The organism is Ancylobacter rudongensis (assembly GCF_900100155.1).
In the GTDB taxonomy this organism is placed as follows: domain Bacteria; phylum Pseudomonadota; class Alphaproteobacteria; order Rhizobiales; family Xanthobacteraceae; genus Ancylobacter; species Ancylobacter rudongensis.
This window is the reverse complement of record NZ_FMTP01000001.1, coordinates 56,035-76,163: the sequence shown is the minus strand read 5'-3', so window position 1 is coordinate 76,163 and position 20,129 is coordinate 56,035. Positions and strand designations below refer to the sequence as shown.

The window sequence follows — 20,129 nt, the reverse complement described above, 5'->3', positions numbered from 1 at the left end:
GGTCAGGCTCCTTCGCTCCAGCTTCGGCTCATTGGCGGGGCGTGGAAGGCGCGTGCCGGCGCCTCCCCGCCACGGGTGCCGGCGCCGAACGCAATGGGAAATCCAAGTTCTTCCAGCGTCTTGGCGAGATCGGACGGCTCTGGACGCGGCGCCGCCGCGTCATGCGGGGCGTGGGGAACGGCGGGCGCCCGCACGGCCGGGTCGCGGGCGGAGGCGTCGCGGAAGACCAGGTCGCGGACGCGGTGGCGGGCGATCTCCACCACCGTCCCCGCGCCGCGGCGCTGGCCGGCCGGCGGACGCAGGCGTGCGAGGCCGGTGAGATAGGCGCCGGTCATCCTGGCGGCGGGGGTGGTGCCCGGAGGCTCGCGGTCCCACAGGGCGGCCGGCATGCCCTGGCGCTCAGGCTCGCTCTCCCAGCCGGCCAGATCGACCGGCACGGTGACGCCACCGGCACGATCCTGGACGATGGCAATGGTGAGCGTGCTCTGCGCCGTGGTGATCGCCAGCGGGACGATGCCGAAGGCGGCGCTTTCGGCGGCATGGCGGCCCGCCGTCGCCGCCAGCGCCAGCGGCGCGGCCAGCGCGAGGGAGCGGCCGCTGCGGCCTTTTGCCGGCACCGCGCCCGTCACCGTGCCGAAGGCAAGCGTGGTGGCCGGCAGGACCGACGCCACCGAGAGCACCAGCTCGTCGCCGCGCACCAGCCACGGCCCGCCCGGCTGCCGGTCGCCCGGCTGCGACAGCCGCCCGCCGACCAGCGCCGCGCCGCAAAGCGCCGGGGCCTCCACCGGCGTGCCGATGGTGGGTATTGCCGGCCAATGCGGGCTGGCCTTGTCGAGGAACAGCGCGCCGAACTGCGCCCAGCTGCGGATCGCACTCGCGGCCTTGGTGCCGCCAAAGGCGATCTCGAAGGACAGTACCGAGAGATTGACCCTCACCCGTCCGGCAAAGGGCGGGCCCCACAGGCTGAGCTGGACGTCGAGGCTGAGATTGATCGAGAACAGCGACAGGTCGGCCTCGATCCGGATCGAGATGCCGGCGTCCAAGGCATATTCCAGCGGCGCCCAGCGCATGAGAAAATCGACGGCGGCCACGAACCACGCCTTGATGCGGCTATGGATGAAGGACGCCTCGAAACGCCCGCCCGCCATGAGATGCGACGGCGTGAGCGCGCAATAGAGCTCGCCCGTGAGGGTCAGTTCGTTCGTCACCGCCCAGTTAAGGCCGAGACGCGGCACGGTGGGGTAATGCGCCGGCGGCTTGAACGCGCGGTGATAGCCGCCGATGGTGAGCACGAAATCGCCCTTGCGCGCGCCGGCGAACCACACGCCCAGCGCGAAGCCGCCGGTGAGCCGGCAGGACGGGTCGAGCACCCAGGAATTGGCGGTCAGCTCGGCCTGCAGCAGGAACACGCCCTCGTCCGGGCGCAGGGTCATCTTGATCGCCAGTTCGACCCGGCAGAATTTCTGGTCGCCCACCGCCTTCTCGAAGCGGGCGAGCCCCAGCAGCGAGAACTCCACATCCTTGCCGAACTGGGCGATGGCCAGCGCGAAGGCGTCGATCGACTCGGCAATGGTCAAGCGCAGCCCGAGGGCGGCGAACATCTGGCCTTCGTCGAAGGGCAGGTGCGTTTCCAGCGCGGCGAGCATATCGCCTGCCGAGGGCTTGTCCGCGTCGGCCCCGGCCTCCTTCATCGCCAGCGCCACCAGCGGGAAATCCGCCACCGCGCCGATGCCGGGCACCACCACCCGGCGGTTATAGCCGAAGCCGAGCGCCAGGCCGGTCAGCGTGACCGCGCCGAGCTTGATGCCGGCACCGCCGGTGAAGCTCAGCGTGCCATAGAGGAACAGCGAGGTGGCGCTGGATGCGGGGCCGGTCTTGTAGGTGCCATAGAGGCCGACCGCGCCGATCGACATTTTGGGAAGCTGGATGCTGAGCTGGCCGCCATAGGCCGTCTCGGACATCTGCAGGAAGCCGCCCTCGACCGACACCGAGCCGCGCTTGAAGCTGAGGCTCATGCCCTTCAGCCGGCCGCGCGGCGCGGAGAGCGCGTCAAGGCTGACGCTGACGCCGGCATCCATCAGTTCCAGCTGCACCCCGGACAGATTGATCCTGCCCGCCAGCGCGGCGGAAACCTCCCAGCTGGCGCCGAGTTTGCGCACGCCGTAGCCCAGCTTAGCCAGGTGCAGCGGGCCGCAATCGCGCTGGATCGTCAGCCAGTTCAGATCGTCCGCCGGCTTGTCTTCCGGCGCGGCGGCAGTGGGCGCCTTCTCGCCCGCCGCGCCCTTTGCTGGCGTTTCGATCTTGGCAGGCGTTTCGATCTTGGCGGGCGCCTCGCCCTTTCCGGCCTTGGTGGCCTTGCCGTCAGCTTCACCGGCCTCCCTGTCCGGCGCTTTCTCTTTCGGCTGCGGATAGAGGATCGGCTTATCGTAATCGAGCAGCCGCAGCGTGCCGGTCAGCGAGAGCTTGCCCGCCGGCTCGGTCGGCGGTGGGAACGCCTTTTCCGGCAGGCTCTTGAACAGCGCGGCGATGTCGTCTTCCGCCAGCGTGGACAGCACCCCGAGCCGCAGCGCGTCGAGGCCCACCGCCGTCTTGCCGGCGCCCTCGCCCCCGCCCTTGTCCCGGCTTTTGGCGACGGCATCGGCGGCCGTGCCGATCGCCCCGCCTATGACCGGCAGGCTGCGGAAGTCGATCGTCGCCGGCCCCATGGTGAGGCTGTAGTCCCAGCCGTCCTTCTCTCCGGACGACCGGCGCGCCGCCACCAGGGTCAGGCGGAAATCGCCGTCCTTGGTCTTGAACCCGAAACTGAGCGCGATGCGGGTGCCCTCGGTGCCCAGCCGCAGGGCGCCGTCAATGCGGGTGACGGTGAGGCTGCCGTCCTGGAAGGGCGGCTCGAAGCCGATTTCCGCCGCCAGCGGCCGCAGCGCCCTGCCGAGATCGAAGCTGGTCCGGGCGTTGACCGAGATGTTCCAGCTTCCCTCGGCATAGTCGAGCTTCAGCTCCACCTCGGTGGTGTCGAAGCGCAGCTGGCCTTCGGCCTCGAATGTCAGTTTCCCGGCATAGCTGACGTCAAGTTTGGCCAGCTTCGCCTTCAGCCCGGCAAGGGTGAATTCCGAGTCCGATTCCGCCTTGAAGGCGAACTCCGTCTCCTTGCCGAGCGTGAGCGCGACCTCGAAGTCCTTGATTTCCGCCGCCGCCAGTTCCTCTGGGGCCTCGATCTGCAGCAGATCGGCGGCGATGGCGCCGAGCGGCAGGCGGGGGATCGTCACCTTGCCCTTCAGGCCGTTGTCGATGTTGATCGAGACCTCGGCCTCGACATCGCCGACGACCAGCGTGCCCTCCAGCAGGGCGGTGACGCTCCCGCCCGCGCTCTTGTCGATTTCAAAGCGCACATCGCCGATCAGCAGCGAACCCTTGCCGATCCGGTATTGGAGAAAGCCGATGGTGATGACCGAGAACGAATAATCCTTCGTCGTCGTGTTCGCGCTGATCGCCAGGTCGATCAGCCGCAGGCTTTCGCGCCCTTCCACCTTGTCGATCTTGCCGGCGATGTCCGCTGGCAGGACGACCTTGCTGCCCTCGACCAGCGTGGCACGGAAGGCACCCTCGGGCAGGGACAGTGTCGTCTCGAAGGTAAGCGCCTGCGGCCCGCTGCCGATCTCGCCCCGGCCGGTCAGCTCGGCCTCGAAGGTGAAGGCCCCGCCACTATAGGTGCTGGTGATGTACAGGCTGGGGGTGATGCGGATGAGATCGAGCAGGGGGAAGGCTTCGCTGTAGCCCAGCCAGAGTGCGAGCCGCGCGCCTTCCAACCCGTCCAGCGGCGTGGCCACTTCCAGCCGTTGCAGGCCGGGAACCACCTTGTCCATGGTGCCGAGAGCATCGCTGAGCTTGTCGCTCAGCTCGGGAACGAGGCTCTTGATCAGCGCGCCGGCCTTGATCGGGTCGGGCGCATCGGCAATGAGCGTGAGCTGCCGGCTGCGGGCATTTACGTCAATCGAGGTCGCCAGCTTCTGCTGGTCGAGCGCGAGGGCGCCGTGCAGCGCCAGCGTGAAGGGCGTGGTCGCGCCGTCCGCGCCCTCTCCTTCCACGCCAACGCCTTCCGCCCCGACGCTGGCCCGGAGCAGCGCGATGGTGAGGCGCCCGCCCAGCAGTTGCAGCGGGGCGACGGACAAAGCGGCGCTGGCCTCGATCCGGTAGCCCTGCGGGAGCTTTTCCCCCTGCGGGAGCTTTTCCCCCTGCGGGAGCTTGCCGACATTGCCGGCGACACGCACGCTGCCGTCGAGGCCGAAGCGCGTGCGCAGCGCCGGGTCGATCTCCGGCAGCAGGGTCGCCTCGCCGGTGAAATTGATGCCGCCGCGCAGCGGCGCCAGATCGTGCGGCCAGTCCGGCTGGAGTTCGCGAGCCGTGCCGGTGACGAGGGCGAGATCTTCGGAACTCACCTTGCCGCCGGCAGCGTGGATGGCGCCGAAATCATAGGAGGAATAGCAAAGCTGCGCCGCGCGCAGGCCCAGCGCCTTGTCGATGATGGCCTTTGCCGGCTTGAGGTCGGCATAGGCATCGCCCGGGCGCCAGACGTCGCGGCGCTCGGCGGAGGAAACGAAGAGGCGCGTCGCCAGCGTGCGGGCGCCGCTTTCCGCGAAGACCGGCAGTTCGAACTGGCGCGCCGAGACCGTGGCGCCGCCCTCGGCAAGCGCGGCCAGCCACAGCTCCAGCTGGGCGCAGCCATGATCCTTCAGCGCCAGCGTTTCGAACTGCTCCGGATCGACCTTGGACACGGGGACAAGCACCGGCGCGCCCTTCCCCTCTTTTCCCCCGGCCATCTTGCTTGCCCTTTACTGAGAACGTCGCGGCCTGAGAGGTCGGCGACAGAAAACCTCACGCCTCAACGTCAAGAAGATCGAAGAACTTGGTGATGTCGGACAGTTCGACGGGGAATGCGGCGCTCGTCCGGGCGCTTCTGGAAAGCTCCGCCTGCATTTTCCTGACGTCGTCCGCCAGCCCCTTCGCCTGGTTGCGCAGCTTTGTCAGGGGGTCTTCGGAGAGGTCGTCCACCTTCGCCACCTCGACACCGGAAAGCGACCGTGTCGGGTTGATATTACCCGGCTCGTTCATATTGAACTTGTAGCTTCTGACGTAGTCGCGCCATGGATTGCGGATCAATACGAATTTTAACCTCGCCTCTGCTCCATTTCTTTTTATATTCATGGTGTCGACGCCCGACACCTCATAATCATGTCCGGAGGCGAGACCTTTATGCATTCCTTCGATCGCCTTCCTTATTATGTAGTAATTATTTATCTTAAATATATTTCGCGTTGAAGCGAATGCAGCCCTATTGCCAACATTCGGGCCGCAAACGGCGGTGATACGATCGAATATCCGCTGCTGATAATCCGTGTACTCACCCGTACCCCGCTTACCTGGAAATGATACTGCCACATAGCGATCTATCAGATCGCCGAAATCGATATTTGCCATACCATTCAGACTAAGATCGATATTGTTTCGTATTATCGTCGACGTAATACGACGTATATCGCTTGTCCGCGTCTCTCGGATCAGATCAATGTTGCTTTCAAGCATCGACACCAGACGCGATATGGCTCGCCGGTTATTGGCGCGCGTCTGCAATATATGCTGCTGGATCGCGCCCTGCAGGATCATGTCCGCGTTAGGCGGCAGCGCGGGTCCGACCAATGGCGTGGTCAAATTCGCAAGCGTGCGATGCAACGGGGCGAGGAACCGGCCCAGCGTAACGTCCCAGGCTTCGGCAAAGGGACTTGGCAGTGTCTCGTCAAGTACAAAGCGCAGTAATTGTGCCCGATAAACACGTTGATCAATCGTTTTGTCGACACCATGCGCGTCGACGAAGTCAAAACGCTCCGAAATTTCTTGCATCGGCCGGCCGCAAAGATGCGTATAGGCGAGGTCGGAAAACCCGCCCTCCAGCGCCTCCTTATAGTCGACGGCATAGCGCGCATTCAGGCGCGCGGGTGGGACGGGCTGCACCGCGTGCGGAAAGGGCCAGGGCGGCGGCGCCGGCAGCGGCGCCGGACGCACCGGCAGCGGGATCAGGTCCTGATTCAGCAGATACTGGAGGTAATAGACGCGGAAGAACGCATAGGCCTTCTCGATGAAATACGGCCAGATCGCACCATGCCCCTGCATGTCGGCATGACCGCTGCCTCGGATCTCCTTCAATATTGTCCGCTGAACGCTGACGATCACCGGCGTGAAGCCCGCCCCGCGCGGCGCGAAGAAACGCACATGCACATGCGTCCTGGTGCTTCCCATCATTGCGAGGAAGAACGAGGGATGACGCGTGCGTATCAGCGCATTGATCGCCGAGAGAAGGTAGCAATCGCCGACCCTCTCCTGTTTTAAATCCTTGAAATCGATCGATGCATTGAACAATGGCTCCTCGACCGGGACATAGCCATGTTTCGCATCCGGTGACGGAAGATGCCTGTCCTCGAACTGGTAGTTCGACCAGTGCGCGAACGGAACGGGCGCAGCCGGCGCGGCAATGTTGGGCCTTTTATACTTCAAGAGCCCGTTTCGGCTCTTGGCATCAATGACAAATTTCGCCATGCACGGCCCCAGCCTCTGCAACAGTCGAGCAGCAGCCTGACACCTACAGGTTGCATCGTCAATGATTGCAATCAGTGTTTTTTCGCGCCGCCGCGCGCGCCTGCCGTCTCGGCCGAACGACCAAGCTTCCGGAAAGGTTCAGCTATTTCAGGGGGCCGGCAGCCGCCGCCGGCGCACACGGGCAAAAATGTCGCGGAGAGGATGCAACCGCACGTTTAGCCGGCGCATCGCCCGCGCGGCGGCGTCGGCCGCGACGGGCTGACGGCGCGCCCGGCGCCTTCACGCACCGGCAAAGGCCGGCGCCTTGGCGGTGGAAAGCACGCGAAACACCCCGTCCCGGTCCACCACCGTGCCGCAGCTGGTGACATAGTCCGGCCGGGGCAGCAGGCGGCTCTGCCCGAGTTCCATATGCACGTCGATCAGGCAGTCGACGAACTGGCGGGCCAGCTTGAAGTCGGCGGCGGCGGGACCCATCATTGCGGTGATCGGGTTGACGATCCGCACCCGGTCTGGCCGCAGCGCCCGCAGTGCGCCGCTGGCGATGAGCGGCTGCGCCGTGTGGTCGAGCACATAGCCGATATTGCGCCCCGACAGGATCAGCGCCAGCTGCGACTGGATGCCGAGGCCGATGTCGCCGCAGGTGTCGGGGCGGCGGGCGCGCTCGGGATGGTAGTATTCGAGGTGCCCGCGGCTGCAATAGGCGGCGGATTCGATGTCCTCCAGCGTCAGCTCCTCCTCCGGAATGGCGAAGAGCGGATGCCGGTGGCCGCAGCACATGAAGCCCTGCTCGTCGAACAGGTGCTCATAGCTCAGTTGGGCGTAATGCTCGTTCACCAGCCCGATGCCGACATGCAGCATGCCGTCGGCCACCCGCCCGGCCAGTTGGAAGCCGAGCATGACCTCCATGCGGAAGCGGACATTGGGGTAATAGTCGGAGAAGCGGCGAATGGCGTCATGCAGGCGCGCCGACGGGTTCTCGACAATGCCGTCCTGAATGCCGATCGAGAGTTCGTAGACGGTGTTCTGGTTGATGTTCGAGGCCTTCTGCTTGAAGGCCTCCACCGAGGCGAACAGTTCCTTCGCCGCCTTGTAGACCACCTCGCCCTCGCGGAAGAGCTTGAAGCCCTTCGGCCCGCGCCGGCACAGCCGCGTGCCGAGGCGGATCTCCAGTGATTTCAGGTTCTCGCTGAGGGTGGATTGCGAGAGGTTGAGTGCCGCCTGCGCGGCGGTGAAGCTCCTCTCCTCGACGATGGTGCAGAAGCAGCGCAGCAGCTTCAGGTCGATATCGTAGATCTGGCTGATGTGCGACATGGCTAGGCCTCGCTCCGTGTCGATGATGCCCCTTTCCCCCCGGTGCAGCGCACATAGCAATTTGTGCGCCGCAGCTGCGGCGGCGCGCCGTTGCTGAACTTCCAGCGCGCGGCGGCCGGGCGCGCCGCTTGCCGGCGGGGCCGTTTGCACAGTGTTTGCCCACCCGGACGTCCTCTGCCCAATGTTGAGCCGCCGCTGAGCGGAACATCGCTTGGGCTTTTCGCAATGGTGGCGGCGCGGCGCCCCGGCCTAGGCTGCCACCTCGTGTTGAGCAGGCAGATGAGGCAGTGTCATGAGTCCACGACCGCTACACCTCGGGTGGTTCACCAATTTCGCGGTCGACGAGTGGACGCGGCCCTTCACCGGCGGCGGCGGCGATCCGTGGGACGGCAAATTCTACATCGACATGGCGCAGGCTATGGAGCGCGCTTGCTTCGACTACATCATGCTGGAAGACACGCTGATGATCTCCGAGGCCTATGGCGGCACCAACGAGGTCTATCTCAAGCACAACATCATGGGGCCGAAGGCCGACCCCTCGCCGATGGCGGCGCTGATCGGCGCCAACACCAAAAATCTCGGCGTGGTGGCGACCTTCTCCACCATGGCCTACCCGCCCTTCATGCTGGCGCGGCTGTGCTCGACGCTGGACAGCCTCTGCAAGGGCCGCTTCGGCTGGAACATCGTCACCTCGGGCGAGGACCTCGCTGCCGAGAATTTCGGCATGGACAAGCTGCCGCCGCGCCAGGAGCGCTACGACATGGCGGACGAGTATGTGGAGCTGTGCAAGCAGCTCTGGGGCAGCTGGGACGCCGATGCCGTGGTGCGCGACCGGGCCACCGGCACCTATGCCGACGCCTCCAAGGTCCGGCCGATCCATTTCGAGGGCAAGTATTTCAAGAGCCGAGGACCGCTGAACTGCGTGCCCTCGCCGCAGCAGCGCCCCGCCTTCGTGCAGGCCGGCGGCTCGCCGCGCGGGCGGCAATTCGCGGCGATGACCGCCGACAGCATCATCGCCCCTTCCATGGGCGTCGCCGGGCTGAAGGCCTATCGCGACGACGTGCGGGCACGGGCCGAAGCCGGCGGGCGCGACCCGGACGAGATCAAGGTGCTGTTCGTCGTCGCCCCCATTCTCGGCGAGACCGAGGAAGAGGCGAAGGCGAAGGCCGCGCGCATCATCGAGGCGCCGGACTATTGCGAGAAGGCGCTGGCGCTGATCGCCGCCATCACCGATATCGATTTCTCCACATTCGACCTCGACGCCCCCCTGCCCCACCTCACCACCAATGGCGAACAGGGCTCGCTCGACGCCTTCCAGCAGACCGGCTCGGGCAAGACGCTGCGCCAGCTCTGCGCCGACCAGCTCTCGCGCGGGCTCGACGGGCTGATCGGCACGCCCGACCAGGTGGCCGAGCGCATGGGCGAGGTGATGGCGGAAGTGGGCGGCGACGGCTTCCTCATCACCCGCCCGTTCACCGCCAATATCAGCCGACAGTACATCACCGATATCTGCGAGGGGCTGGTGCCGGCCCTGCAGCGCCGGGGCCTCGCCCGTACCCGCTACACCGAGGGCGCCACGCTGCGGCAGCTGCTGCGGGAGTTCTGAGGGCGGGCTGACCACTCTTCCACCAGCGTCATCCCGGAAGGACGGCAGGTCCTATCCGGGATCGCGTGCGTCTGCCTGAGGAGGATCCCGGCTCGCCGCCTCCGCGTTCGGCCGGGATGACGTACCGATCAGCGCAGGATCTGCGCGAGGAAGTGGCGCAGGCGTTCGCTTTCGGGCGCCTCGAAGAAGCCGGCCGCGTCGCCCTCCTCGACGATCTCGCCCCGGTCCATGAACACGCAGCGATCCGCCACCCGGCGGGCGAAGCCCATTTCATGGGTGACGCAGATCATGGTGACGCCGCTGGCGGCGAGTTCCTCGATCACCCCCAGCACCTCCTTCACCATTTCCGGGTCGAGCGCCGAGGTCGGCTCGTCGAACAGGAGGATGCGCGGCTCCATGCACAGGGCGCGGGCAATGGCGACGCGCTGCTGCTGGCCGCCGGACAGCCTCGCGGGGTATTTGCGGGCCTGATCGGCCAGATGCACCCGCTCCAGATGCGCCATGGCGAGCTTTTCCGCCTGCGCCTTCGACAGGCCGCGGTTGAGCCGCGGGGCGAGCATGCAGTTTTCCAGCGCGGTGAGGTGCGGGAACAGGTTGAAGTGCTGGAACACCATGCCGACTTCCTGGCGGATGTCCTGCACCGTGCCTTCATCATTGGTCAGCGCGATGCCGTTGACCACGATCCGGCCGGCATCGTGCCGCTCCAGCGCGTTGATGCAGCGGATGAGGGTCGACTTGCCCGAGCCGGAGGGGCCGCAGATGACGAGCCTTTCGCCGCGCCGGACCTGGAGGTCGACACCGGCCAGCGCGCGATGGGCGCCGTAGCGCTTCACCACCTGTTCGAGGAGAATGGCGGGCTCGGGTGCGAGGTCGGGAGCGTGCGCGCGGGCGCTCATGGCGTCACCTTCACCCGGCCGGCCAGACCGCCCAGCCCCTGCCGGCCGGGAAGCGCGACCGGAGCGTCCTCGGCGGTGTGACGGCCGAGCCAGCGACCCCAGAAGGTGAAGCCGACGCGGATCAGGTTGACGAAAGCCCAGTAGAAGGCGGCGGCGCAGAGAATGGGCGTGAACGGGTCATAGGTCTGCTCGAAAATCGAATTGGCCACCGCCATCAGGTCGGTGATCGTCACCACCGAGACGATGGCGGTGCCCTTGACGAAGCTCACCACCTCATTCTGGTAGGCCTTCAGCCCGTAGCGCAAAGCGAGCGGCATCCGAACCCAGAGGAAGATATTGCGCCTTGTGATGCCGAGCGCCTCGCTGGCCTCGACAATGCCGTGCGGCACGGCGAGCAGGCTGCCGCGCAGCACCTCGACCATATAGGCGGCATGGTTGAGACTGAGCGCGACGATGGCGCAGCCGAAAGGCGAGCCGAACACGATCCAGAACGGGCCATTGCGCAGCGCCTCGATCTGGCCGAGGCCGTAATAGACGAGATAGAGCAGGATCAGCAGCGGCGCGCCGCGAAAGAACACGACGAAGATCTCCGCCGGCAGCGCCAAAGCCCGCCGGGGCGACATGCGGGCGAAGCAGATCGGAAAGGCCAGCGCCAGCCCGATGAGGAGCGGCAGCACGGTGAGGAACACCGTTACCCCCAGCCCGTCAAACAGCGCCGGCAGGCTCTCCCAGGCAAGGGCGGGATCGATCGGCAGCGCGTTCATGCCTCGGCCCGCGCGGGAGAGCGGACAGGGGCGCGGCGCTGGCCACGGTCGAGCCGGGTCTCCAGCCGGTTGGCCAGCCAGAGGCTGGCAGCACTGAAGGCGATGAACACCAGCGCGGTGGCAATGAAGAAGATGAAGGGTTCCTTGGTCGCGCCCGCCGCGATCTTGGCGGCTGCCACCAGATCCTGCAGCCCGGCGAGCGAGACCAGCGGCGTCTCCTTCAGCATGAAGCTCCACACATTGACGAGGCCGGGGAGCGCGAGCCGCATCACCTGCGGCAGGATCACCCGCCCCCACATGATGAAGGGGGGAATGGCGAGCGCGCGGGCGCCCTCGAACTGGCCTTTGGGCAGGTTCTCGATCGCCCCGCGCACCAGCTCGGCGACATAGGCGGCATAGACGATGCCGAGCGCCGCGACGCCGGCGCCGAAGGGGGAAATGTCGATCCGGGCGCCGAACTCGCCCAGCACCGCCGCCAGCATGGCGCTGCCGCCATAGAAGATCAGGAAGATCACCAGCAGCGAGGGCACGCCCATGAAGATCGAGGCGTAAACCCGCCAGGCGGCGCGGATGATCCTGTTGCGCGAGAGCGTCGCGACGCCGATCAGCACGCCAAGCACGAAGGCCAGGGTGAAGCTGGCGAGGAACAGCTCCAGCGTGATGAGCGCTCCCTCGCCGAGCTGGCGCAGATAGCCTGCCAAATCGGCAAGGGAGAGGTTCGTCATCCGCCGTTCTCCGGTGGGCGCGCGGGTCAGGTCACTTGTCGCAAGGGGCTTCCGCCGCGAGCGTGGCCACCGGCACGTATTTCTTGCGGATGGTGGTGTAGGTGCAGTCCTTGATCATCTCGGCCAGCGCGGTGTTGACGCGCGCGACCAGCGCTTCGCTCTTCTTCGGGAAGATCCAGCTATAGCCGCGCTCGGCCTCGGGAATGGCGGGGTCGCCCAGCCAGTGGTCGCCGCCGGCGAGCATGTAGTCCTTGCCCTCAGGCTTGGCGATCAGCTCCAGCGTCCAGTTGATCTTGGAATCGAAGACGAGGTCGAGCCGGCCCGCGAGCAGGTCGAGCTTCATCTGGTCGGGATTGTCGTAATAGACCTCGACGAAGGTGTCCTTGCCGAAGTGCTTGTGGATGTAGGGCACCATCGAGGCGCCGCGCTGCAGGGCGATGCGCAGGCCCTTGCCGGTGACGCCTTCCTTGGTGAGCGTGTAGTTGCTGTCCTTCTTCACGATGAAGGTCGCCGGATTATAGACGATCGGCGTGGCGAAGAGGGCCTTCTCCACCCGCTCGGGGGTCGGCGAGATCTGGGTGACGATGCCGTCGAACTTGCCCTGCAGCATGGACGGGATCAGGGCCTTGAAGTCCATGACCACGATCTCGCAGTTGGCGCCGATGCGCTTGCACATTTCGCGCGCCAGCTCCGGCTCCATGCCGGTGAGCGTGCCCGAGGCCTCGACCATGGAGAACGGGGGGTAGACGCCCTCATTGCCCAGCTTGAGCTTTTCGGCGGAGGCGGCCGACAGGCCGGCGCTGGCGATGAGCACGCCGAGGGCGAAGGCACCGGCCCGGCGGACCCGGCGGAGAGGATGATGCGGCAGGCATGTGATCATCGGCGTCGTGTCCTGGTGAGGGGCGAGGGTTCGGTGCTGGGGGGTCAGAACTCGGTCAGCGTGTCGCGCAGATGCTGATGCTCATAGGCGCGGCGGGTCAGGCCGCGGCGCTGCAGCACCGGCACCAGCCCGTCGGTGATGGTGGAGACGGAGCGGCGCGAGACATCCGACAGCGCGATGAGGAAGCCGTCGCCGCCGATCTCCTGCATGATCTCGTCCATCTGGCTGGCGACGCTGTCCGGCGTGCCGACGACATCGACGCAATAGCCGCAGCTGACATGGTCGATCATCGCCTCGCGCAGCGGCTTGTCGCCGGCGCGGGTGAGGAATTGCGAGAGCGAGGACTGGTGGCCATTGGTGGTCAGGCTGAGCTGGCTCACCGGCGTGTCGAGGTCGAGGCTGGAGAGGTCGAGATTGGTGCTCCAGCCGAAGCGGGCCATGCGCGCGTCGAGATTCTGCGCGGCGGAGACCCGGCGCTGCTCGGCCGCCCATTTCGCCTGGTCCTCGGTCTCGGCGACGATGGGCGAGAGCAGGAACAGGATCTTGCAGTCGTCGGGGTTGCGCCCCATCCCGGCCATCTGGGCGCGCACATCGTCGCGGTACTGCTTCATCGCGGCGACGCCGTTCGGCGCGGCGACGATGGTGTCGGCATGGGTGGCGGCGATCTTGCGGCCGCTCTTCGAGCCGCCGGCCTGCGCGATGACAGGCAGCCCCTGCGGGCAGGGCCCGGAATTGAGCGGCCCGCGCGAGGCGTAATGGGCGCCCTTATAGTCGATGGTGTGGACCTTGGCCGGGTCGATCAGCACGCCGTTCTCAAGGTCGTTGATGATGGCGCCCGGCTCCCACGAGCCCCACAGCGCCTTGACGATGTCGATATATTCCTCCGCCATGACATAGCGCTGGTCGTGCTCGGGCAGCTTGTCCATGCCGAAATTCTGGGCGGAGAAATCGGAGGAGCCGGTCACCATGTTCCAGCCGGCCCGTCCGCCGGAAATCTGGTCGAGCGATGAGACGATGCGGGCGGTCAGGTAGGGGTGGTAGGCGAAGGTGGAGAGGGTCGGCACGATGCCGAGCTTGCGGGTGGAGGCGGCCAGCAGGGTGGCGACAACGCTCGGCTCCTGCCGGGGAATGCAGATGCCGCCCTTCAGGAAGATGTCGCGCGAATTCTGCCAGTTCTCGCCGACATAGATCGAATCCTCGATCAGGAGATAGTCGAAGCAGGCCCGCTCCATCGAGCGCACGAGGTCGACGAAGAGATCGGCACCCATCCAGTCCTGGCCGATATTGCCGGTCCACGGCTCGCCCCAGGCCTGGATGCTGGAGCCCTGGAGAAACCAGGCGAGATGGAAGGGATTCGCCGTCATTTACGCACCTTTGTCCTGATCCGCGCGCCGACTTCCATCGACACGCAGGGCAGGTTAAGGGCGCGACACCCGGGGGGAGTATCGCCAAGAGGCGAAGCTTGGTTGTCTGCTTTAGAATTAAGCCTGCCTAAATCGGATGCAGATTTGGCCTTGCAGCAACCGCGCAAAAGAAAATGCCGGGCCCTTTCGAGCCCGGCATCCTGATCGGTGAAGCGAGCGTCACGCGCGATAGCGGGCGCGCTCCTTCTGGACTTCCGGCGCGGTATAGGCCGGCGCCTCGGGGTCGAAGCGGGTCCAGCCCTCGTCGCGATACAGGCGCTCGCGCGCCGTGACGTCGACCGCGGCCTCGTCGTCGAGAATGGCCTGGGCCTCAGCCTCATGCTCGTCGGGAACGCGGGCGGAGACGACGGTGCCGCCGCGGCGCACGCCCTCGGCATAGACATGCGCCCGCTCCTCGGGCACGCCCTCGGAGGTCATCGCGCCGACCATGCCACCGACGGCGCCACCGGCCGCCGCACCGGCGACCAGGCCCGCCCCGGTCGCCACCAGCCAGCCGGCCGCCACCACCGGGCCGACGCCGGGAATGGCCATCAGGCCAAGGCCGGTGAGCAGGCCGCCGGCGCCGCCGAGCACGGCACCGATGCCGGCGCCGGTCGCCGCGCCCTCGCCCGCATGGCTCTCGTCATGCGCCTCGGTGCGGGTCTCGGTCCGCGTGGCCGTGGTGTCGCGGCCATACCAGTCGTCGGCATTGTTGGCGACGAGGCTGATCTGGGCGCGGTCGATGCCCAGCGCCTGAAGCTTGTTCACGGCCGTGAGGGCGTCGTCATAATTGTCGAAAAGTCCGGAAACGGTCGCCATGATGGGGTCCTCCCAGCGGATCCTGTCGGGGATCCTGGTTACATTCAGTTCGGAAAGACGTTGCCCTGATAGTCGAGCGCGACGTCATGCGGGGCGCCGGCCTTCATGGCCTTGCCGCGCCAGACGCCATCGGCGTCCTTGGCGAGGCCGGTCACATTGGAAAAGCCACGCGCCTCGATGCGCTCCTTGGCCTGCGCCTCGGTGAAGCTGTTGGCGCCCTTGGCGGGCATTGCCGGCTGGGCCGCGCTCTCGGTGGTCACAGCGGGGGTGGCGGGATCCTGAGCGGCCGGCGGGGTCTGGGCCCAGGCGGGAACAGCGATCGCAACCGCAGCAAGAATGGGCAGAACGTGCTTCATTTGATGGCCCTCTGATCACAAAATGTGAAGAGTGAACGCCATTTAGGCAGAACAGTTCCGTAGCCTCGCCACGCCGGGAGCGGACGATGGGGCAGGCTCAGGGAGCGGGAAGGTAGGCCGATGAGGCAAGCGGAACGCGGCCGGGAAAGCCGGCCCGCGCGGGGCGCGCATCCGCCACGGGCGGTGACGGCGGGCCCTTGACGACGGCCCCTTTATCCCGGCCCTTGACCCGGGTGGCCGGCGCGCTTGATTAGTCAGCGGGTACCGTGCAAGGACATGCCATGAACAACCGTCTTCCCGTCACGGCCATCCTCACCGCGCTGGCGCTCTGCGCCAGTGCAAGCGTCGTCACGGCGCAATATTCGGGCAATCCCGGCTTGCGCAATCCGGGCGCGACGACTCCCACTCCGAAGCAGGCTGGCCAGCCGCCGAAGACCTACCAGCCCGCAGCGCAGCCGACCCCGGCCGCCCGTCAGCTCAACCCCAATCCGAGTTGCGTCACCTTGCCGTGCAACGCCCCGCCGGTCATCGTCCGGGACCCCTCCTGAGGCGAGGTCCAGCGGGGGCCTGCGCGCGGCGCCGGCGGGAGGCTTAAAGCCCTGCCGCCTTGCGCAGGGCGGCGTTGACGCGCTCCTGCCAGCCGGGGCCGTCCTTCTGGAAATGCTCCAGCACCTCCCGGTCGAGCCGCAGCGACACCAGTTCCTTCGCGTTCGGCAGGGCCGGGGATTTCGCCGCCGGCGCGGCCTCCGGCAGTTTGGGCGCGGTCTTGGCGGTGGCGCTCTTGAACGCCGCTTCGGCGACATCGCGGGCGGAGCCGATGGTGCGTCTCGTGGGGGTCATTGCCATAGGGGGTCCTCGAATCTCCTGCAGGGTACAACTCAACCCGGCCCGCCCGCCAGCCTGCGGGAAGGGTTATCCGGTGCGGGGCGCGCGCCGGGATGGCCGGTCACAGCCACGCGACGCGGCGGATAAATCTAGCCGGCACCCTTGCGGGGCGGCCTCGGCCCGCCCACCCTCCTGCGCGCCCGGCTCAAATGGGCGGAGAGGGTCCCCATGTCCTACGGCTTCCTCGACATCGCGATCACCCCCAGCGTCCGCGCGGCGCAGGAGCAGATGGGCGTCGACCATCTCTGGGTGGATTTCCGGGGCGAGCGCGCCTCCGACCGCTTCACCCGCAGCGAGGAGCTGTTCATCGCCGCGCGCGACAGCTTCTACATCGCCAGCGTGTCCGAGACCGGCTGGCCCTATGTCCAGCACCGGGGCGGGCCGGCCGGCTTTCTCAACGTCATCGACGAGCGCACGCTCGCCTTTGCCGATTACAGCGGCAACCGCCAGTACATCAGCACCGGCAATTTTGCCGCCAATGGCCGGGCCTGCCTGTTCCTGATGGACTATCCCCGCCGCACCCGGCTCAAGATCTACGCCCATGCCGAGATGCTCGCGCTCGACGCCGTGCCTGAGCTGACGGAAAAGGTGAGCCCGCAGGGCTACCGCGCCCGGCCGGAGCGGCTGTTCCGGCTGCGGCTCGACGCCTTCGACTGGAACTGCCCGCAGCACATCACCCCGCGCTTCACCGAGGCGGAGATCACGGAGGCCATTCGGCCGCTGCGTGACCGCCTGGCGCAGCTGGAAGCGGAGAATGCTGACCTTCGCTCCCGCCTCGAAACGGAGGGAAAAGCCGGCTGAGCCCCCGGGCCCGGGCGGCGCCGTTCTCAGTGCCCCTTGGCCGGGCCGGGCGGCTGAAGCGTCGCCCAGCCGGTGTCGGCGCCGGCCGGGGTGATCGCCTCGCGCTCGCGCGCGCTGCGCAGGATGTGCGCCTTGGCGATCATGTTGGCGCTGATCGGCGCGGTGAGGAACAGGAACAGCGTGATCAGCAGCTCATGGATGGAGAGCTGGCCGTGCTGGGTGAAGAAATACAGCATGGAGGCGATGAGCAGGCTGCCAATGCCCAGCGTCGTCGCCTTGGTCGGCCCGTGCAGACGGCGCATCGTGTCCGGCAGCTTCGCCAGACCGAGCGAGCCGACCAGAAGGAAGAACGCGCCGATGACGAGGAGCGCGCTGATGATCAGTTCCACCACGAATGCCATCACCGCCTCACTCGATCACATTGCCGCGCAACAGGAATTTGCAGAACGCCACCGTCGTGACGAAGCCGACCATGGCGAACAGCAGCGCCACCTCGAAATACATGGTGGTAGCGAAGAGGACGCCGAACAGGACGATGAGGGCGATGGCGTTGATCGCCAGCGTGTCCAGCGCCAGGACGCGGTCGGGAGCGTGCGGCCCCTTGAGCAGCCGATAGAGCGTCAGCACCAGCGACAGGCCGACGGCGCCCACGGCGATCATCGCGGCGGTGGCGATCATTCGAAGATCCTCTTCAGCCGGCGCTCATACCGGCTCTTGACGGTGGCGACGACCTCGTCCGGGTCCGAGGCCTCCAGGCAATGCACCAGCAGCGCGCGGCCATCGGCGCTGATATCGGCGCTCACCGTGCCGGGGGTCATGGTGATGGTGCCGGCGAAGACCACGATCGCCTCCGGCGTCTTCAGGTCGAGCGGCACGGTGACATAGCGCGAGTGCAGGCTCTCCCCGCGCCGGAACAGGATGAGCCAGGCCACCTGCACGTTCGAGACCACGATGTCCCACAGCACGATGAGGACATATTCGGCGATGGTGAGCGGCGCTTTGAGCCGCACCCGGTCCGGCCAGAAACGGGCGGTGTACCAGGGGATGAGCAGGCCCAGCGCCACGCCGAGAAGGACGCCGCCAGCGCTGATCTCGTTCAGCAGCAGCGACCAGACCACGGCGATGACGACCGACAGGACCGGATGAGGAAGGAGCCGCGCTATCATCGTCTCACTCCCCACGCCCGGCGGAACGGTGGTTCGTCGGGCCCAGCACCGCCTCGACATAGGCCGCGCGGTCGAGCGCCTGCCGGGCGGTGCCCTCCATCCAGACCATGGCCGGGCCGGCGGCCCCCGTCCAGGCGCCGGTGAGGGCGAGAAGAAGAACGATGGCGGTCAGCGGCAGGGGGGCGAGCCGCCGGCGCGGCCCCTCGCCCGCCGGCCCGCTGGCCCAGAACAGTACGGCGCCGGCCCGCACGAAGCCGAGCGTCAGGGCGAGGCTGGTGCCGAGGATGAGCGCCCAGAGCCACGGCCAGCTGGCCGAGGACCGCACCGCCTCCAGGATCATCACCTTGCCGAGGAAGCCCGACAGCGGCGGCAGGCCGACCATCGCCACCGCGCAGAGCAGGAACAGCCCGCCGACCAGCACCTCGCCGCGCATGGCGGGCCCCGGCAGCAGGCGATCCCCCATGGTGCCGCGCCCTTCCAGCACCAGCCCGGCGAGCAGGAAAAGCGCCGCCCCGGCGAGCGAGGAATGGACGATGTAATAAAGCGCGGCGGAGACGCCGGCTTGGTCGAACAGCCCCAGCGCGATCAGCAGCGTGCCCATCGAGGCGACGATGGCGAAGGCGGACAGGCTGCGCAGGCTGCGGCTGCCGACCACGCCGACCGTGCCGAGCAGCAGCGTCGCCACCGCCGCCGGCAGGACGAAGGGCGCGGCGACCAGCGCCAGTGCGCCGGCCTCCGCGCCGAACACCAGCCCATAGACGCGCAGGATGGCGTAGGCGCCGACCTTGGTCATGATCATGAAGATGGCGGCGGCCGGGGCCGAGGTGGCGGCATAGGTCGCCGGCAGCCACCAGTGCAGCGGCACCAGCGCCGCCTTGGTGGCGAACACCAGGAACAGCAGCAGCGCGCCGGCCTTCAACAGGCCCTGATCGGCCGGCGCGACCTCCGGCACCTTCATGGCGAGATCGGCCATGTTGAGCGTGCCGGTGACGGCATAGATCAGCCCGACGCCGATGAGGAACAGCGCCGAGGCGATGAGGTTGATGGCGACATAGTGGAAGCCCGCCTTCAGCCGCGCCGCGCCGCCGCCATGCAGCATCAGCCCATAGGAGGCGATCAGCATGACCTCGAAGAACACGAACAGGTTGAACACGTCGCCGGTGAGGAAGGCGCCGTTGATGCCGAGCAGCTGGAACTGCAGCAGGGTGTGGAAATGCTGCCCGCGCCGGTCCCAGCCGGCGGCAGCGTAGAGCACGACGCACAGGGCCAGAACGCCGGTCAGCACCAGCAGGGTCGCCGACAGCCGGTCGAGCACCAGCACGATGCCGAAGGGCGCCGGCCAGTCGCCCAGCCGATAGGCCTGCGGCACCCCGTCGGAGGCCTGCACCGCGAGGCCGACGGCCACCAGCAGGCCGAGCGCGGTGGCGACGATGGAGACGATGCGCTGGGCAACCAGCCGGTGCCGCAGCGTCAGCAGCAGGAAGGCCGCGGTGAAGGCCGGCAGCACCGCCGGCATGATGATCCAGTTGTTCATGCCCGTGCCGCCCCACCGCGCTCGCGGCCGGCATCCTCGCCTTCCGGCGCGGGAACATGTTCCTCGGCCGCGTCGGCGAGGCTGAGATCGGTGCGGTCCGAGCCGGTCTCCAGGAAGCCACGCAGCCCCAGCACCACGATCAGCGCCGTCATGCCGAAGGAGATGACGATGGCGGTGAGCACCAGCGCCTGCGGCAGCGGGTCGGTATAGGCCGCTCCCGGCGTGATGATCGGCGGTAGGTCGACGGTGAGCCGGCCCATGGCGAACAGGAAGGCGTTGACCGCGTAGGAGAGGAAAGTCAGGCCGACAATGACCGGGAAGCTGCGCCCCTGCAGGATCAGGAACAGGCCGGTCGCGGTCATCAGGCCGATGGCGCTGGCGACGAGGATCTCCAT

At 67.2% G+C, this 20,129-nt stretch carries 19 protein-coding genes; 3 read left to right on the top strand and 16 right to left on the bottom strand.

Annotated elements, in window-relative coordinates; genetic code table 11:
* Positions 1 to 2: 2 nt before the first annotated feature.
* From BLO63_RS00315 to BLO63_RS00305, 3 genes are all read right to left on the bottom strand, one after another.
* Positions 3 to 4,784: a DUF6603 domain-containing protein gene (locus BLO63_RS00315; protein WP_244517531.1), complete on the bottom strand. Its 4,782-nt coding sequence runs from the start codon at positions 4,782 to 4,784 to the stop codon at positions 3 to 5.
* An 88-nt stretch (positions 4,785 to 4,872) separates the two neighbouring features.
* Positions 4,873 to 6,588 carry a hypothetical protein gene (locus BLO63_RS00310; protein ID WP_143007040.1) on the bottom strand — a complete coding sequence of 572 codons (1,716 nt, stop codon included), beginning with the start codon at positions 6,586 to 6,588 and terminating at the stop codon, positions 4,873 to 4,875.
* A gap of 279 nt (positions 6,589 to 6,867) precedes the next feature.
* Positions 6,868 to 7,899: a LysR family transcriptional regulator gene (locus tag BLO63_RS00305; protein ID WP_091435765.1), complete on the bottom strand. Its 1,032-nt coding sequence runs from the start codon at positions 7,897 to 7,899 to the stop codon at positions 6,868 to 6,870.
* A gap of 292 nt (positions 7,900 to 8,191) precedes the next feature.
* Between BLO63_RS00305 and BLO63_RS00300 the strand changes: the two genes are divergently transcribed.
* On the top strand, positions 8,192 to 9,505 hold the full coding sequence (locus BLO63_RS00300; RefSeq protein WP_091435764.1) for an NtaA/DmoA family FMN-dependent monooxygenase: 1,314 nt from the start codon (positions 8,192 to 8,194) through the stop codon (positions 9,503 to 9,505).
* Positions 9,506 to 9,633: 128 nt separating this feature from the next.
* Here BLO63_RS00300 and BLO63_RS00295 read toward each other — a convergent pair whose 3' ends face one another.
* The 7 genes from BLO63_RS00295 to BLO63_RS00265 all read right to left on the bottom strand — a co-directional run bounded on the left by BLO63_RS00295 (position 9,634) and on the right by BLO63_RS00265 (position 15,348).
* Positions 9,634 to 10,401 (bottom strand): amino acid ABC transporter ATP-binding protein, encoded by a 768-nt coding sequence (locus BLO63_RS00295; RefSeq protein WP_091435762.1) that lies wholly within the window; start codon positions 10,399 to 10,401, stop codon positions 9,634 to 9,636.
* The gene (locus BLO63_RS00290) at positions 10,398 to 11,165 is read right to left on the bottom strand and encodes an ABC transporter permease (protein WP_091435760.1); all 768 of its coding nucleotides are present in this window, start codon (positions 11,163 to 11,165) and stop codon (positions 10,398 to 10,400) included. The genes BLO63_RS00295 and BLO63_RS00290 overlap by 4 nt, the downstream gene beginning before the upstream one ends.
* Entirely contained in the window at positions 11,162 to 11,890 is a 729-nt protein-coding gene (locus BLO63_RS00285; protein ID WP_091435758.1) for an ABC transporter permease, read from the bottom strand. Before BLO63_RS00285 ends, BLO63_RS00290 begins: the two co-directional genes overlap by 4 nt.
* Before the next feature lie 31 nt (positions 11,891 to 11,921).
* On the bottom strand, positions 11,922 to 12,770 hold the full coding sequence (locus BLO63_RS00280) for a transporter substrate-binding domain-containing protein (RefSeq protein WP_091435756.1): 849 nt from the start codon (positions 12,768 to 12,770) through the stop codon (positions 11,922 to 11,924).
* 44 nt (positions 12,771 to 12,814) lie between these two features.
* The gene (locus tag BLO63_RS00275) at positions 12,815 to 14,134 is read right to left on the bottom strand and encodes an NtaA/DmoA family FMN-dependent monooxygenase (protein WP_091435754.1); all 1,320 of its coding nucleotides are present in this window, start codon (positions 14,132 to 14,134) and stop codon (positions 12,815 to 12,817) included.
* A gap of 219 nt (positions 14,135 to 14,353) precedes the next feature.
* A complete protein-coding gene (locus BLO63_RS00270) occupies positions 14,354 to 14,992 on the bottom strand; it encodes a hypothetical protein (protein WP_091435753.1) in 639 nt (212 codons plus the stop codon).
* 44 nt (positions 14,993 to 15,036) lie between these two features.
* Entirely contained in the window at positions 15,037 to 15,348 is a 312-nt protein-coding gene (locus BLO63_RS00265; protein ID WP_091435751.1) for a hypothetical protein, read from the bottom strand.
* A gap of 281 nt (positions 15,349 to 15,629) precedes the next feature.
* On the opposite strand from BLO63_RS00265, the gene BLO63_RS00260 reads away from it, so the two are divergent.
* The gene (locus BLO63_RS00260) at positions 15,630 to 15,896 is read left to right on the top strand and encodes a hypothetical protein (protein WP_091435749.1); all 267 of its coding nucleotides are present in this window, start codon (positions 15,630 to 15,632) and stop codon (positions 15,894 to 15,896) included.
* A 43-nt stretch (positions 15,897 to 15,939) separates the two neighbouring features.
* Here BLO63_RS00260 and BLO63_RS00255 read toward each other — a convergent pair whose 3' ends face one another.
* On the bottom strand, positions 15,940 to 16,194 hold the full coding sequence (locus BLO63_RS00255) for a BrnA antitoxin family protein (protein WP_205409234.1): 255 nt from the start codon (positions 16,192 to 16,194) through the stop codon (positions 15,940 to 15,942).
* Positions 16,195 to 16,401: 207 nt separating this feature from the next.
* On the opposite strand from BLO63_RS00255, the gene BLO63_RS00250 reads away from it, so the two are divergent.
* Entirely contained in the window at positions 16,402 to 17,034 is a 633-nt protein-coding gene (locus BLO63_RS00250; RefSeq protein WP_091435746.1) for a pyridoxamine 5'-phosphate oxidase family protein, read from the top strand.
* Positions 17,035 to 17,060: 26 nt separating this feature from the next.
* On the opposite strand, the gene BLO63_RS00245 is transcribed toward BLO63_RS00250, so the two are convergent.
* Genes BLO63_RS00245 through BLO63_RS00225 form a run of 5 tightly spaced genes read right to left on the bottom strand, consistent with a single transcriptional unit; the run spans position 17,061 to position 20,129 of the window.
* Positions 17,061 to 17,435: a Na+/H+ antiporter subunit G gene (locus BLO63_RS00245; RefSeq protein WP_091435744.1), complete on the bottom strand. Its 375-nt coding sequence runs from the start codon at positions 17,433 to 17,435 to the stop codon at positions 17,061 to 17,063.
* 7 nt (positions 17,436 to 17,442) lie between these two features.
* A complete protein-coding gene (locus BLO63_RS00240; RefSeq protein ID WP_091435742.1) occupies positions 17,443 to 17,712 on the bottom strand; it encodes a K+/H+ antiporter subunit F in 270 nt (89 codons plus the stop codon).
* On the bottom strand, positions 17,709 to 18,200 hold the full coding sequence (locus tag BLO63_RS00235; protein WP_091435741.1) for a Na+/H+ antiporter subunit E: 492 nt from the start codon (positions 18,198 to 18,200) through the stop codon (positions 17,709 to 17,711). The genes BLO63_RS00240 and BLO63_RS00235 overlap by 4 nt, the downstream gene beginning before the upstream one ends.
* A gap of 4 nt (positions 18,201 to 18,204) precedes the next feature.
* The gene (locus tag BLO63_RS00230; protein WP_091435739.1) at positions 18,205 to 19,734 is read right to left on the bottom strand and encodes a monovalent cation/H+ antiporter subunit D; all 1,530 of its coding nucleotides are present in this window, start codon (positions 19,732 to 19,734) and stop codon (positions 18,205 to 18,207) included.
* Complete coding sequence (locus BLO63_RS00225; protein ID WP_091435737.1) at positions 19,731 to 20,129, bottom strand: Na+/H+ antiporter subunit C; 399 nt, start codon at positions 20,127 to 20,129, stop codon at positions 19,731 to 19,733. The genes BLO63_RS00230 and BLO63_RS00225 overlap by 4 nt, the downstream gene beginning before the upstream one ends.

Coding starts and splice junctions, on each gene's coding strand:
- BLO63_RS00230 (WP_091435739.1), bottom strand. CDS start 19,734: ATGAACAACTGGATCATCATGCCGGCGGTGCTGCCGGCCTTCACCGCG.
- BLO63_RS00245 (WP_091435744.1), bottom strand. CDS start 17,435: ATGGCATTCGTGGTGGAACTGATCATCAGCGCGCTCCTCGTCATCGGC.
- BLO63_RS00260 (WP_091435749.1), top strand. CDS start 15,630: ATGAACAACCGTCTTCCCGTCACGGCCATCCTCACCGCGCTGGCGCTC.
- BLO63_RS00265 (WP_091435751.1), bottom strand. CDS start 15,348: ATGAAGCACGTTCTGCCCATTCTTGCTGCGGTTGCGATCGCTGTTCCC.
- BLO63_RS00310 (WP_143007040.1), bottom strand. CDS start 6,588: ATGGCGAAATTTGTCATTGATGCCAAGAGCCGAAACGGGCTCTTGAAG.
- BLO63_RS00295 (WP_091435762.1), bottom strand. CDS start 10,401: ATGAGCGCCCGCGCGCACGCTCCCGACCTCGCACCCGAGCCCGCCATT.
- BLO63_RS00270 (WP_091435753.1), bottom strand. CDS start 14,992: ATGGCGACCGTTTCCGGACTTTTCGACAATTATGACGACGCCCTCACG.
- BLO63_RS00305 (WP_091435765.1), bottom strand. CDS start 7,899: ATGTCGCACATCAGCCAGATCTACGATATCGACCTGAAGCTGCTGCGC.
- BLO63_RS00255 (WP_205409234.1), bottom strand. CDS start 16,194: ATGGCAATGACCCCCACGAGACGCACCATCGGCTCCGCCCGCGATGTC.
- BLO63_RS00300 (WP_091435764.1), top strand. CDS start 8,192: ATGAGTCCACGACCGCTACACCTCGGGTGGTTCACCAATTTCGCGGTC.
- BLO63_RS00275 (WP_091435754.1), bottom strand. CDS start 14,134: ATGACGGCGAATCCCTTCCATCTCGCCTGGTTTCTCCAGGGCTCCAGC.
- BLO63_RS00250 (WP_091435746.1), top strand. CDS start 16,402: ATGTCCTACGGCTTCCTCGACATCGCGATCACCCCCAGCGTCCGCGCG.
- BLO63_RS00280 (WP_091435756.1), bottom strand. CDS start 12,770: ATGATCACATGCCTGCCGCATCATCCTCTCCGCCGGGTCCGCCGGGCC.
- BLO63_RS00235 (WP_091435741.1), bottom strand. CDS start 18,200: ATGATAGCGCGGCTCCTTCCTCATCCGGTCCTGTCGGTCGTCATCGCC.
- BLO63_RS00290 (WP_091435760.1), bottom strand. CDS start 11,165: ATGAACGCGCTGCCGATCGATCCCGCCCTTGCCTGGGAGAGCCTGCCG.
- BLO63_RS00285 (WP_091435758.1), bottom strand. CDS start 11,890: ATGACGAACCTCTCCCTTGCCGATTTGGCAGGCTATCTGCGCCAGCTC.
- BLO63_RS00240 (WP_091435742.1), bottom strand. CDS start 17,712: ATGATCGCCACCGCCGCGATGATCGCCGTGGGCGCCGTCGGCCTGTCG.
- BLO63_RS00225 (WP_091435737.1), bottom strand. CDS start 20,129: ATGGAGATCCTCGTCGCCAGCGCCATCGGCCTGATGACCGCGACCGGC.